The organism is Acidovorax sp. (assembly GCF_016783915.1).
In the GTDB taxonomy this organism is placed as follows: Bacteria; Pseudomonadota; Gammaproteobacteria; order Burkholderiales; family Burkholderiaceae_C; genus Acidovorax.
Window position 1 is genome coordinate 1 of sequence record NZ_JADHVT010000136.1, and the last position, 12,486, is coordinate 12,486.

At 66.9% G+C, this 12,486-nt stretch carries 11 protein-coding genes; 7 read left to right on the top strand and 4 right to left on the bottom strand.

Going from position 1 to position 12,486, the window contains the following annotated elements:
* From ISS20_RS19460 to ISS20_RS19490, 7 genes are all read left to right on the top strand, one after another.
* Positions 1 to 286: class II aldolase/adducin family protein (locus ISS20_RS19460; protein ID WP_291438704.1), on the top strand; the 286-nt coding region annotated here is incomplete at its 5' end.
* Positions 283 to 1,428: an acyl-CoA dehydrogenase family protein gene (locus ISS20_RS19465; RefSeq protein ID WP_291438706.1), complete on the top strand. Its 1,146-nt coding sequence runs from the start codon at positions 283 to 285 to the stop codon at positions 1,426 to 1,428. The genes ISS20_RS19460 and ISS20_RS19465, both read left to right, overlap by 4 nt.
* Positions 1,429 to 1,524: 96 nt before the next feature.
* Complete coding sequence (locus tag ISS20_RS19470) at positions 1,525 to 2,490, top strand: ABC transporter substrate-binding protein (RefSeq protein WP_291438708.1); 966 nt, start codon at positions 1,525 to 1,527, stop codon at positions 2,488 to 2,490.
* Positions 2,491 to 2,707: 217 nt separating this feature from the next.
* Positions 2,708 to 3,913: an MFS transporter gene (locus ISS20_RS19475; protein WP_291438710.1), complete on the top strand. Its 1,206-nt coding sequence runs from the start codon at positions 2,708 to 2,710 to the stop codon at positions 3,911 to 3,913.
* 200 nt (positions 3,914 to 4,113) lie between these two features.
* Entirely contained in the window at positions 4,114 to 6,168 is a 2,055-nt protein-coding gene (locus ISS20_RS19480) for a PAS domain-containing sensor histidine kinase (RefSeq protein WP_291438712.1), read from the top strand.
* Between the two features lie 305 nt (positions 6,169 to 6,473).
* Positions 6,474 to 7,529, top strand: a complete 1,056-nt coding sequence (locus ISS20_RS19485) for a methionine ABC transporter ATP-binding protein (RefSeq protein ID WP_291438714.1) — start codon at positions 6,474 to 6,476, stop codon at positions 7,527 to 7,529.
* Between the two features lie 15 nt (positions 7,530 to 7,544).
* Positions 7,545 to 8,210: a methionine ABC transporter permease gene (locus ISS20_RS19490; RefSeq protein ID WP_291438716.1), complete on the top strand. Its 666-nt coding sequence runs from the start codon at positions 7,545 to 7,547 to the stop codon at positions 8,208 to 8,210.
* Positions 8,211 to 8,367: 157 nt separating this feature from the next.
* Here ISS20_RS19490 and ISS20_RS19495 read toward each other — a convergent pair whose 3' ends face one another.
* The 4 genes from ISS20_RS19495 to ISS20_RS19510 form a co-directional block, all read right to left on the bottom strand.
* Positions 8,368 to 9,141, bottom strand: coding sequence for a GNAT family N-acetyltransferase (locus ISS20_RS19495; RefSeq protein ID WP_291438718.1), 774 nt, complete (start codon positions 9,139 to 9,141; stop codon positions 8,368 to 8,370).
* 86 nt (positions 9,142 to 9,227) lie between these two features.
* Positions 9,228 to 10,262 carry a tripartite tricarboxylate transporter substrate binding protein gene (locus ISS20_RS19500; protein WP_291438720.1) on the bottom strand — a complete coding sequence of 345 codons (1,035 nt, stop codon included), beginning with the start codon at positions 10,260 to 10,262 and terminating at the stop codon, positions 9,228 to 9,230.
* 64 nt (positions 10,263 to 10,326) lie between these two features.
* Entirely contained in the window at positions 10,327 to 11,631 is a 1,305-nt protein-coding gene (locus ISS20_RS19505; RefSeq protein ID WP_291438722.1) for a glycerate kinase, read from the bottom strand.
* Positions 11,632 to 11,672: 41 nt separating this feature from the next.
* The coding region (locus tag ISS20_RS19510; protein ID WP_291438724.1) for an isocitrate/isopropylmalate family dehydrogenase at positions 11,673 to 12,486 on the bottom strand (814 nt) is incomplete at its 5' end.

Genomic DNA, 12,486 nt, shown 5'->3' on the forward strand with positions numbered 1-12,486 from the left:
CTTTCGCATTGGCAAGGCGCTGGGGGCGCAGAAGGCGGTGATCCTGCAGAACCACGGCATCCTGACGGCGGGGCCGTCGGTGGAGGCGGCGGCGTGGTGGTACATCGCGCTGGAGAACGCCTGCCAGGCCCAGCTGCTGGCCGAGGCGGCGGGCACGCCCCAACCCATTCGCCATGAGATCGCGCAGCACACGCATGCGCAGATCGGCGGGCCCGGCGGCGCTCAGTTTGCCTTCAGGAGCCTGTTCGACATCCTCGTGCGGCAGCAGCCCGAGGTGCTGCAATGAACGCGCCGCTGACCTGGGGGCAGGTGGTGCGCACGCTGGCGGTGGAGTTTGCCGAGCGCGCCGTGGCGCATGACCGGGACGGGAGTTTTCCGCACCAGAACTTTGCCGACCTGCAGCAGGCCGGCCTGCTGGCGCTGGCCGCGCCACGCACGCTGGGCGGGCAGGGCGCGTCCGCCGCGCAACTGGGTGAGGTGATTGGCTCGGTGGGCCAGGGTTGCCCGGCCACGGCGCTGGTGCTGACCATGCAGTACATCCAGCAGCGCGGCATGGGGCGGCCTGGCTCGCCCTGGCCGCAGGCGCTGGCCCGGCAGCTGGTGCAGGAGTCGCACAACGAGGTGTCGCTCATCAATGCGCTGCGCGTGGAGCCCGAGCTGGGCTCGCCCGCGCGCGGCGGCCTGCCTGCCACGGTGGCGCGGCACACGGCCGAGGGCTGGCGCATCAGCGGGCATAAGGTGTATTCGACCGGCGTGCCCATCCTGCGCTGGTATGTGGTGTGGGCCCGCACCGATGAAGAGGTGCCGCGCGTGGGCTCGTTCCTGGTGCGGGCCGGTTCGCCCGGCATCCGCATCGACGCCACCTGGGACCACCTGGGCCTGCGCGCCAGTGGCAGCCACGATGTGATCCTGCAGGACGTGCTGACCCCCCACGACCACGCGCTGGATGTGCGCCTGCCGCAGGACTGGGCCCGTGGCGAGCCCGCCATGCTGGCCGAGATGACGGTGATGCTGGGCGCTCTGTACACCGGCGTGGCACGCGCGGCGCGCGACTGGGTGGTGCGCTTTCTGCGCGAGCGCACGCCCGCCAACCTGGGCGCACCCCTGTCCAGCCTGCCGCGCGCCCAGGAGGCCGTGGGCCGCATCGAGGCCCTGCTGCTCACCAACGACCGGCTGATCGCCAGCGTGGCGCATGACCTGGACACCGGCACCCTGGTGCCAGCAGTGGACAGCGGCCTGGTCAAAACCGTGGCCACGCAGAACGCCATCGAGGTGGTGCAGGCGGCGTTGCAGATGTCCAGCAACCACGGCCTGGCACGCAAAAACCCGCTGGAGCGCCACCTGCGCGATGTGTTGTGTGGCCGCGTGCACACCCCGCAGGAGGACAGCGCACACATTGCCGCCGGGCGCCGAGCGCTGGGTGTGTGATGCGCACCCCCCACGCCCCAGCTAACGCGCCAACGGCTATTTGCCGCTTTCCCATGGGCCGCATTCCCTTGTGACCTTTTTCACCACATCAACACCATGACTATCCAACGACGCCGTTTCAACCACTTTCTGACCGCATCGGTCGCTGCCAGTTCGTTCCTGTCGCCCGTCCTCACCCATGCCCAATCCTCGTCGCGCGTGCTGCTGCGCGCAGGCGACCAGAAGGGTGGGCTGCAGGCGCTGCTGGATGCAGCGGGCGAGCTCAAGAACCTGCCCTACGACATCAAGTGGAGCGAGTTTCCGGCCGCTGCGCCGCTGGCCGAGGCGCTCAACGCCAACGCGGTGGACTTCGGCCCCATTGGCGATGCGCCGTTGCTGTTCACGCTGGCTGCGGGCAGCCGGGTCAAGGCGTTTGCGGCCAGCCGGTCAGATGCCTATGGCACGGCCGTGCTGGTGGCGCCCCACTCGCCGCTCAAGACAGCGGCTGACCTCAAGGGCAAGAGCATTGCCACCAACCGGGGCTCCATCGGCCATCTGGTCACCCTCAAGGCGCTGGAGTCGGCGGGGCTCAAGGCTGATGATGTGCAATTGCGCTTCATACCCCCGCCAGACGCCAAGCTGGCGCTGACGCAGGGCTCGGTCGATGCCTGGGCCACCTGGGAGCCCTACACCGCGCTGGCTGAAACCAGCGGCCATGCGCGCGTGCTGGTCAGCGGCCGGGGCCTGTGGTCGGGCCTGAGCTTTCTGGCCGCCACCGATGCGGCCCTGGCAGAAAAGCGCGCGGCGCTGGCGGACTTCAAGGAGCGCGTGGCGCGTGCGCAGGTGTGGTCGTACCAGAACGCCAAGCCTTTTGGCCAGTCGCTGGCGCGCATCGTGGGCATTCCGGCCGATGCGGCGCAGCTGCAGTTTGAGCGCCGCGCCACCCGCTGGCAGGACATCGACGCCCAGGTGCTGGCCGACCAGCAGAAGACAGCCGACTTTTACCTTGCGGCAGGCCTGATCAAGCAGCGGCTGGATGTGCGGGGCACCTTCGACACCAGCTTCAATGTGGGCAAGGGCTGAGCACGGCTGCTCCCGTCCGTTTACGTTTGCAGTCAGTCAGTCGGTCCGTACGCCCCCGGTGGGCGCTGGGCGTGTTGAAGCGGTGTATGTGGGGAGGCAAGCTCCAGCGTAGCGCGCCGGTTTATCTAACGGCAGCCCCTTCACTGACCTCTGGCCACCGGGGTGCATGCCGCCCCGTGCCAGCAACCTTGCGCTGGTCGCACCACAATCGGGTCATATGACCTCTTCTTCGACGATGCTGCGGGTGATCAGCCTGGCAGCCTTTTGCAGCATGGCTTCCATGCGTGTGTGCGACCCGATGCTGGTGTCCCTGGCACGCGAGTTTTCTGTCACCACGGGCGATGCGTCGGCCGTCATTGCGGCGTTTGCCGTGTCTTATGGCGTGCTGCAGTTGTTCTATGGCCCCCTGGGCGACCGGCTGGGCAAAGTGCGCGTGGTGATTGGCGCCACGTTTGCCTGTGCGCTCTTCAGCGGCGTGACGGCGCTGGCTCCCACGCTGCCGGTGCTGGTGGCGGCGCGTGCGGCCATGGGTGCGTCGGCGGCGGGCATCATCCCGTTGTCGATGGCGTGGATTGGGGACAACGTGCCGTACGAGCAGCGGCAGGAGACCCTGGCGCAGCTGATGGTGGCCACCGTGTCGGGGATGATGGCCGGGCAGTGGTTTGGCGGCTTTGCGGTGGAGGCGCTGGGCTGGCGGGCCGCGTTTGTGGTGCTGTCGCTGCTGTTTCTGACCGCTGCCAGCCTGCTGTGGCGGCAGGCCCGCGCCATGGCGGCCAGCACCCCGGCACCCGCCGCTGGTAGCGCGATACCGCCCGCTTTTTCGCTGTCGGCTTACCTGGCAAACACGGCCGCGCTGCTGCGCATGCCCCGGGTGCGCTGGGTGCTGACCGTGGTGGCAGTGGAGGGCGCCCTGGCCTTTGGCACGCTGGCCTTTGTGCCCGCGCGCATGGTGGACGGGTTTGGGCTGTCTGCCTCGGCGGCCGGTGGGGTGATGGTGCTGTATGGCGTGGGCGGGCTCATCTACAGCCTGTTGGCGCGCCGCTGGCTGGCGCTGTTGGGCGAACGGGGCCTGGCGCTGGTGGGTGCGTCGCTGATTGCCGCCGGGCTGTTGCTGCTGGCTTGGGGGCCGGTGGCGGCCTGGGGGGTGCTGGGCTGCTTCTTTGCCGGGGTCGGCTTTTACATGCTGCACAACACGCTGCAGGTGCAGGCCACGCAGATGGCGCCCGAGGCGCGTGGCACGGCCGTCACGCTGTTTGCGTGCCTGCTGTTCCTGGGGCAATCGCTGGGGGTGCTGCTGGTGGCGGCCAGCGTGGACCGGGGCTGGATCGCGCCGGTGTTCTCGGTGGCTGCGCTGGGGGTGCTGGCTTTAGGTGTGACGGTGTCGCGCCAGGTTCAGGTGCGCGGCGCGGTGTCGGCGATGTAGCGGCTGTTTCGGCGCCAAAGGGGAGGGGCTCAGCTCCCTGCTGATACCCCCTTTGCACCCCGATTTCATCATGCATTCACCTGTAGACTCTGGAACCTTCCAGCGTGCAGCCCGGTCCTCACCGGGCCGCCGTATAAGCGGCAATCGATGAGCCAGTGGCGGCTTGGCGGGTCGCATACACCTTCGTGCTGTCCATCACCATGACCAACTCCTTGCCCACACTTCAGGCGTTTCCCCGCGCGGAAGGTGCCATGAGCGCCAAGGTTCGCGACCACGACTGGGCGAATACTCCGCTGGGTCCCATCGACAGGTGGCCTGAAGCGCTCTGTTTTGCGGTTGAAACCATGCTGTCGTCGCGTTTTCCGTCATGCATGACCTGGGGGCCACAGCTCATCATGCTGTACAACGACGCCTACAGGCCCCTGATGGGTGCCAAGCCAGAGGCGCTGGGTCGTCCACTGTCAGCGGTGTGGAGCGAGGTCTGGCCTGCGCTGAAGCCACTGGTTGACAAAGCCTACGCGGGAGAGGCCACCTTCATCGAAGACTTGGAGTTGGAGGTCGATCGCTACGGCTATCTTGAGCGGGCGTACTTCACTTTCTGCTATAGCCCACTGCGCGATGGGCAGGGCAATGTGATGGGTATGTTGGACACGGTAGTGGAGACAACCAGCAAGTTTCTGGCGCTGCGCCAGTGGCGCGAGGCTGCTGCATCGCTTGAGCATCAGGTGGCGCAGCGTACGGCCGACCGGAACAGGCTGTGGCAGCTGTCGGAAGATGTCCTGCTTGTGGCCCGTTATGACGGGACAATCACCGCAGTGAACCCCGCGTGGACCGCCACACTTGGCTGGTCCGAGGAGGAAACCTTGGGCCATCCGTGGGCTGCTTTTGCGCATACCCAGGATTTGTCGCAGGTGACTGCTGCCATCGCGCTGCTTGCCACGGAGTCCATGCGGCGGCAACTGGTAGCACGCTATCGGCACCGCGATGGTGGTGAACGGTGGATTGCGTGGACAGCAGTGCCGAGCGATGGCTTCATACAGGCTGTGGGCCGCGATACCACAGAGGAGCATCAGCGCGAAGAAGCGCTGCGCAATGCTGAGGATCTGTTGCGCCAGAGCCAGAAGATGGAGGCTGTGGGGCAGCTTACTGGTGGCATTGCCCATGACTTCAACAACATGCTGCAGGGTATCGTGCTGCCGCTGCAGATCATCCGTCAGCGCATGGCGCAAGGCCGCCATGATGAGGTGGGCCGCTACATTGAGTCAGGCTTGGCTGCAGCCAAGCGTGCAGCGGCGCTGACACAGCGCTTGCTGGCATTTTCTCGCCGACAGCCACTGGATTCACGATCTGTGGACTTGGGCGAATCGCTGAGCGGTCTTACCACCATGCTCAAAACCACTTGCGGAGAGAACATTGCTCTGCACATGGATTTGCCTGATGGCCTTTGGCCTGCTCTGACAGACGCCAACCAGTTCGAGAGCGCCGTGGTCAACCTGGCCATCAACGCCCGCGATGCCATGCCTGGCGGAGGCTCGCTGCACATTGCAGCTGGCAATGTGCATGTGGAACAGGCGTTGGTGGCGTCTGTGCCGGGGCTGCAGCCGGGGGACTATGTGCGTGTGGTCGTTCGAGATTCCGGCACCGGCATGACCGACGATGTCATCGCAAGGGCATTTGACCCATTCTTCACCACCAAGCCGCTGGGCCAGGGTACAGGCCTTGGGCTGTCAATGATCTACGGGTTCATGCGGCAGTCAGGTGGTATCGCCATCCTCGAAAGTGCCGAAGGGCAAGGCACCTCCGTGTCGCTGTATTTCACGCGCTCGTCTCATCCGCCTCAGGCTGATCAGCCGGAGCCTATGACCAACCTCTCGGGCCCCCGTCGCCCCGATTCGTCTCTTGTGGTGGAAGACGATGACATCGTTCGCGCTTTGGCTGTGGAGCTAATGAGGGACATGGGTTTCCAGGTGATGGAGGCCGCCAGCGGCAGTGCGGCCATGGCCTTGCTGTCGGGGGCTTTGCATTTTGATCTGCTGGTATCGGATGTTGGTCTGCCTGGACCCAACGGTCGCCAGGTGGCCGACTATGCGCGCGAGAAGTTTCCGGGCATCAAGATCATCCTGATGACCGGCTATGCAGAACAGGCTGCCATGAAGTCCCAGTTTCTGGGGGAGCACATGGAACTGCTGGTCAAACCGTTTGACGCGCAAACATTGGTGCGCAAAGTGCATGCGGTGATGGGACAACCCCTCTAAGAGCCTGTTTTCCTGAATCTTGGATTGACGGTCGAGTGCAGATTCTCCGCAAGCAGGCTGTTGTCCGCATACGAATGGCAGTTGGAGAAATTGCCACAAAGCGATGACGGAGTTTAGGTTGATTGCTATCTAATTAGTAGCAAAATACTTGACGCGACCGTTCTTTATAACCAGGCTATCTAAACACTCGATTATTTGATAGTTTGTGTTCTTACGATTCGTCGATACAGTCCGCACCTTTCTTTTTCAGACACGGTGCGCCACGGCCTGATAGGTTCATGCGTGGGGCAGCGCCGCTGCATTTCATGATCGAACTACGGGGTATCACCCAAACCTACCAGGGCTCACAAGGCCCGGTCGAGGCGCTCAAGGGCATCGACCTCACCATCCAGCCGGGCGAAGTGTTCGGCATCATCGGCAAGAGCGGCGCGGGCAAAAGCTCGCTGGTGCGGGTGATCAACCTGCTCAACCGGCCCACCACGGGCCAGGTCATCGTGGGCGGGCAGGATCTGACCCAGCTGAATGACGCGCAGCTGCGCGAGGCGCGCCGCGAGATCGGCATGGTGTTCCAGCACTTCAACCTGCTGTCGTCACGCACCGTGTTTGACAACGCCGCGCTGCCGCTGGAGCTGGCGGGCATGGACAAGGCCGCCATCCGCGAGCGTGTGAACCCGCTGCTGGAGCTGGTGGGCCTGTCGGCCCTGGCCGACCGCTATCCGGCGCAGATCAGCGGCGGGCAAAAGCAGCGTGTGGGCATTGCGCGTGCGCTGGCCAGCCGCCCCAAAGTGCTGCTGAGCGACGAAGCCACCTCGGCGCTGGACCCGGAAACCACGCGCTCCATCCTCGACCTGCTGCGCCAGGTGAACCGCGAGCTGGGCCTGACGGTGGTGCTGATCACCCACCAGATGCAGGTCATCAAGCAGGTGGCCGACCGCGTGGCCGTGATCGAGGCTGGCCGCATCGTGGAGCAGGGCCGGGTGCTGGACGTGTTCACCCGCCCGCAGCAGGCCATCACCAAGAGCCTGATCGATGAGATCCTGCCTCAGGAACTGCCCGCCAGCGTGCTGGACCATGTGCGCAAGCTCGCGGGCCAACTCGCGGTCACGGCGCCGGGCCACACGGGCCAGCTGCTGCGCCTGTCTTATGCCGGGGACAGCGCCTACCAGCCCATCCTGTCGCAGCTGATCCGCCAGTTTGGCGTGGACATGAGCATCCTGCACGGGCAGGTGGATGAGATCCAGGACGAGACCTTTGGCTCGCTGGCCGTGTACGCCAGTGGCGAGGCCGAGAGCGTGCGGGGCGCCGTGGCGCACCTGCGCGCGGGCGGGGTCGAGGTGGAAGAAGTGGCCGTGGCCGGTTAAGAGGGAGCACACATCATGTTCAACAACTTCACGCCAGCCATGCTGGATCTGTTTGCTTCGTCGCTGTGGGAGACGCTCATCATGGTCGGCATCTCCGGCCTGGTGGGCGGCTTGCTGGGGGTGCCTCTGGGCGTGTTCCTGCGCCTGACCGATGACGGCGGGGTGCTGGAGAACGGCCCCGTCAACAAGCTGGTGGGCTGGCTGGTCAACGCCGTGCGGTCCACGCCCTTCATCATCCTGCTGGTGGCCATCATCCCGTTCACGCGGCTCATCACCGGCTCGTCCATCGGCACGGCCGCAGCCGTGGTGCCACTGACCATTGCCGCTGCCCCGTTTGTGGCCCGCCTGGTCGAGGCCGCGCTGCGCGAGGTGGACCACGGCCTGGTCGAAGCCGCGCAGGCCATGGGCGCCACCACCAGCCAGATCGTGTGGAAGGTGCTGCTGCCCGAGGCGCTGCCCGGCATCGTGACGGGCCTGACCATCACGTTCGTGAGCCTGACCGGCTACTCGGCCATGGCCGGTGCCATTGGCGGCGGCGGCCTGGGCGACCTGGGCATCCGCTACGGCTACCAGCGCTTTCTGCCCGAGATCATGCTGGCCGTGGTGCTGGTGCTGATTTTCTTTGTGCAAGCCGTGCAAAGCCTGGGCGATTGGGCGGTGCGCAAGCTCAGCCACCGTTGAGCGGTGAATGGTTTGCTATTGAATCAATAGCTGCTGGCGCATGATCCACTAGCGCTTGTGGCCTGTTTGGCTTCAAACCCACGCGGGGAGGCGCCCGTAGGCCGCTGCGCTGGTCCCGGCTCCCTCGCACCCTGTGGGAGAAGTGCAGAAGCCAACCTCAGCCCGGCACCCGGTAGTGGTAGCCGTAGGCCGTCTTGAACCCCATCGATTCATACAGCCGCAGCGCAGGCGTGTTCTGCGCCCGCACCTGCAGGTAGGCGCTGGTTGCACCGGCCTCCATGCCCCAGTGCAGCAGCGCCTGCACCAGCGCACGCCCGCGCCCGCCGCCCCGGTGTTCAGGCGCCACAGCCAGGTCGTACAGGCCCACCGCGCCGCGCTCCAGCACCGCCAGGCCAAAGCCCACGGCGTGGCCCTGGGCGTCGTGTTGCAGCGCATAGCCCACCGGGTGGGCGATGGCGTCGAGGATGCTGCGGTGCAGGTTGCGGTGGTGCGGCGCCACGCCGTTGGCCACCGCAAAACCTTCCAGCCACGCGGGCGATGGCGAGGTGCTGACCACGGTGCTGCCGTCGGGCCGGGGCACTGAGCCCAGCGCCAGCGGCCTGTGCAGGACCAGTGAGGGGTCGAAGTGCTGGTAGCCCACATCCGCCAGCTCCTGGTCGGCCTCGGCCGGGGCCAGGGGGGAGATGCGGAACACGGCGGGCAATCCATGCCGCACATACAGCGCCGCCGCCGCCTCGCGCACGCCGTCGAACGGTGCGCCGGGCACCAGCGCGTTGACCGAATTGGCACGCTTGGTGTAGCCGCCCGACAGCCGGAACACCCAGCCCCGGTGAAACACCGTCTGGTGCGCGGGCCAGGCGTTGAAGGCGCGCTCTTCCAGCGCGCGGACGAGGGCAGCGGGTGCGGTGTTGGCAATGGGGGCGGCGGTCATCGTGGGTTTATACCAACCCACCTTGACCATTCACCTCGCCAGCCACCCTTTGCGACCACCCTGTGCGACCGCTCTTTGCCACTCGGTCAGTCGGTGGTGATCTTGTTGTCGGCCACCAGCTTGGCAAAACGTGCGGTGTCGGCCGCAATCTGCTCGGCCATCTGCGCGGGGGTGTTGCCGATGGGTTCGGCGCCAATGTCCTGCATGCGCTTTTGAAAGTCCGGCGACTGGATGACCTTGACCATTTCAGTGTTCAGCCGCGCCACCACATCGGCGGGCGTGCGGGCGGGGGCCAGCACACCAAACCAGGTGCCGATGTCAAAGCCCGCAAAGCCACTTTCTTGCAGTGTGGGCACATCGGGCAGGGTGGACGAGCGCTTGGCCGTGGTCACCGCCAGGGCGCGCAGCTTGCCCGCCTTGATGTGCGGCAGCACGGGGGTGACGGTGTCGAACGACATCGACACCTGTCCGCCCAGCAGGTCGGTGGTGAGCGGGCCGCTGCCTTTGTAGGGCACATGCAGCAGGGGCTGGCCGATAGACGTGGCGAACTGCGTGCCGATCAGGTGCTGCGCCGTGCCCGCGCCGTTGGAGCCGTAGGAGAACTTGTTGGGCGTGGCCTTGATCAGCGCCGCCAGCTCCTTCACGTCCTTGGCGGGCGTGGCCGCACTCACGGCCAGCACGTTGGGCACCAGCGCCACGGTGGTGATGGGTGCAAAACTCTTTTGAAAGTCGTAGTTGAGCTTTTTGTACACGCTCGTTGCAATGGTGTGGTGCACCGCGCCCATCAGCAGCGTGTAGCCGTCGGCAGGGGCCTTGGCTACGTAGTCGGCCCCGATGGTGGCGCCCGCACCGCCCCGGTTTTCCACGATCACGGGCTGGCCCAGGGCTGTGCCCAGTTTTTCGCCCAGCGCGCGTGCCAGCACATCGGTGGTGCCGCCGGCCGCAAAGGGCACGACGATGGTGATGGGCTTGGCCGGCCAGGCCTGCGCGTGCGCCGGTGCGCTGGGCAGGGCACAGGCAGCGCCCGCCAGGGCGGCCAACGCCAGCAGGTGGTGCCGGCGTGTGGAGGGCGCTGTGGGCAGCGTTGACGGCGGGTGGTGCGGCTTTGCAATGCGTGTCATGGTTGTCTCCGTTGGGTTGTGGTTCTTGTGGGGGCCGGGCCGGTGGGGACGCGGGTGCGTGGCGTCAGCCCGCGGCTGCGATCAGGATCGCGCGGAAGTCGTTGACGTTGGTGCCCGTGGGCCCGGTGACCACGGTGTCGCCCAGCGCGCCAAAAAAGGAGTGGGCGTCGTGTGCGTCCAGCGCGGCGGTGGCGTGTTGACCCAGCGTGGCGGCGCGCTCCAGCGTGTCGGGCGTGGCGATCGCGCCTGCCACGGGCTCCAGCCCGTCAATGCCATCGGTGTCTCCGGCCAATGCGTACACGCCGGGCAAGCCCTTGAGCGACAGGGCCAGGGACAGCAGGCATTCCACATTGCGCCCGCCGCGCCCTGGGGTTGGCATGGGTTGCCCTGGTGCCGGTGTGCGCAGGGTGACAGTGCTTTCGCCACCGCTCAGCAGCACGCGGTTTCTGGGCGAGGGGGCCTTGGCGGCGTAGCGGGCGACACCGGCCAGCACAGTGCCCATGTCGCGGGCTTCGCCCTCCAGCGCGTCGCTGAGCAGCGTGGGCTCGATGCCCGCCTGGCGCGCCACCTGGGCGGCTGCCTGCAGGGCCAGGTCGGGTGTAGCAATGACGTGGGTGGTGATGGGGCCCAGCCGGGTGTCGCCGGGCTTGATGCTTTCGCTGGCGGCAGTGTCCAATGCGGCCAGCACGGCGGGCGGCAGCGCAATGCGGTAGCGCTGCAAGATGGCCAGCGCCTGTGCGCGGGTGGTCGGGTCGGCCACGGTGGGGCCCGAGGCCACGTCCAGCGGGTCGTCGCCCGGCACATCGGACATCACCAGGTTGACCACGCGGGCAGGGCTGCAGGCCAGGGCCAGCCGCCCGCCCTTGATGGCCGAGAGGTGGCGCCGCACACAGTTCATCTCGCCAATGCTGGCGCCGCTGCGCAGCAGGGCCTGGTTGAGCGCCTGCTTGTCGGCCAGCGTGACGCCTGGCTGCGGCAAGGGCAGCAGCGCCGAGCCGCCGCCCGACCACAGGCCAATCACCAGGTCTTCTGCTGTGAGGCCCGCCACTGCGGCCAGCATCCGCTGCGCAGCAGCCAGGCCCGCCGCATCGGGCACGGGGTGGGCAGCCTCCAGCACGCGGATGTGCTGGCAGGTGGCAGCGTGCCCGTAGCGTGTGACCACCACGCCAGACAGCGGCGTGGGCCAGTGGGCCTCCAGCACCTGCGCCATCTGCGCCGATGCCTTGCCCGCGCCGATCACCACCGTGCGACCCCGGGGCGGGGCAGGCAGGTGCGGCGGCAGACATATCGCGGGTTGCGCGGATGCGATGGCGGCGTCGAACATGCTGCGCAGCCAGTGGCGGGGCTGGGTGTCGATGTGCGTGCTCATCGGGCAGTGGGGCAGGGCGCAGTGCGTTGGAGCCACGCAGCTCAGGCGGCCTTTTGCAACGGTGCGCTGCTGATCAGCGCGCACACGGCGTCAGTCACCTGCGCTGTGGTGGCCGTGCCGCCCAGGTCGCGGGTGTGCAGGGCAGGGTTGGCGGTGACCTGTTCGATGGCCTGCATCACGGCGCGGGCGGCGTCGGCCTCGCCCAGGTGCTCCAGCAGCATCACCACCGACCAGAAGGTGCCGATGGGGTTCGCCAGGCCCTTGCCCATGATGTCGAACGCCGAGCCGTGGATGGGCTCAAACATGCTGGGGTAGCGGCGCTCGGGATCGATGTTGCCGGTGGGCGCAATGCCCAGGCTGCCCGCCAGCGCGGCGGCCAGGTCGCTGAGGATGTCGGCATGCAGGTTGGTGGCCACGATGGTGTCGAGCGTGGCAGGGCGGTTGACCATGCGGGCCGTGGCGGCGTCCACCAACTCCTTGTCCCACTTCACGTCGGGGAACTCGGTGGCCACCTGCGCGGCGATCTCGTCCCACATCACCATGGCGTGGCGCTGCGCGTTGCTCTTGGTGATGACGGTGAGCAGCTTGCGGGGGCGCGATTGCGCCAGGCGGAAGGCAAAACGCAGGATGCGTTCCACACCCACGCGGGTCATGATGGACACATCGGTCGCCGCTTCGATGGGGTGGCCTTGGTGCACGCGGCCCCCCACGCCCGAGTATTCGCCCTCGGAGTTTTCGCGCACGATGACCCAGTCCAGGTCCTTGGGCGTGCAGCGCTTCAGGGGCGCATCGATGCCCGGCAGGATGCGCGTGGGCCGCACGTTGGCGTACTGATCGAACCCCTGGCAGATCTTG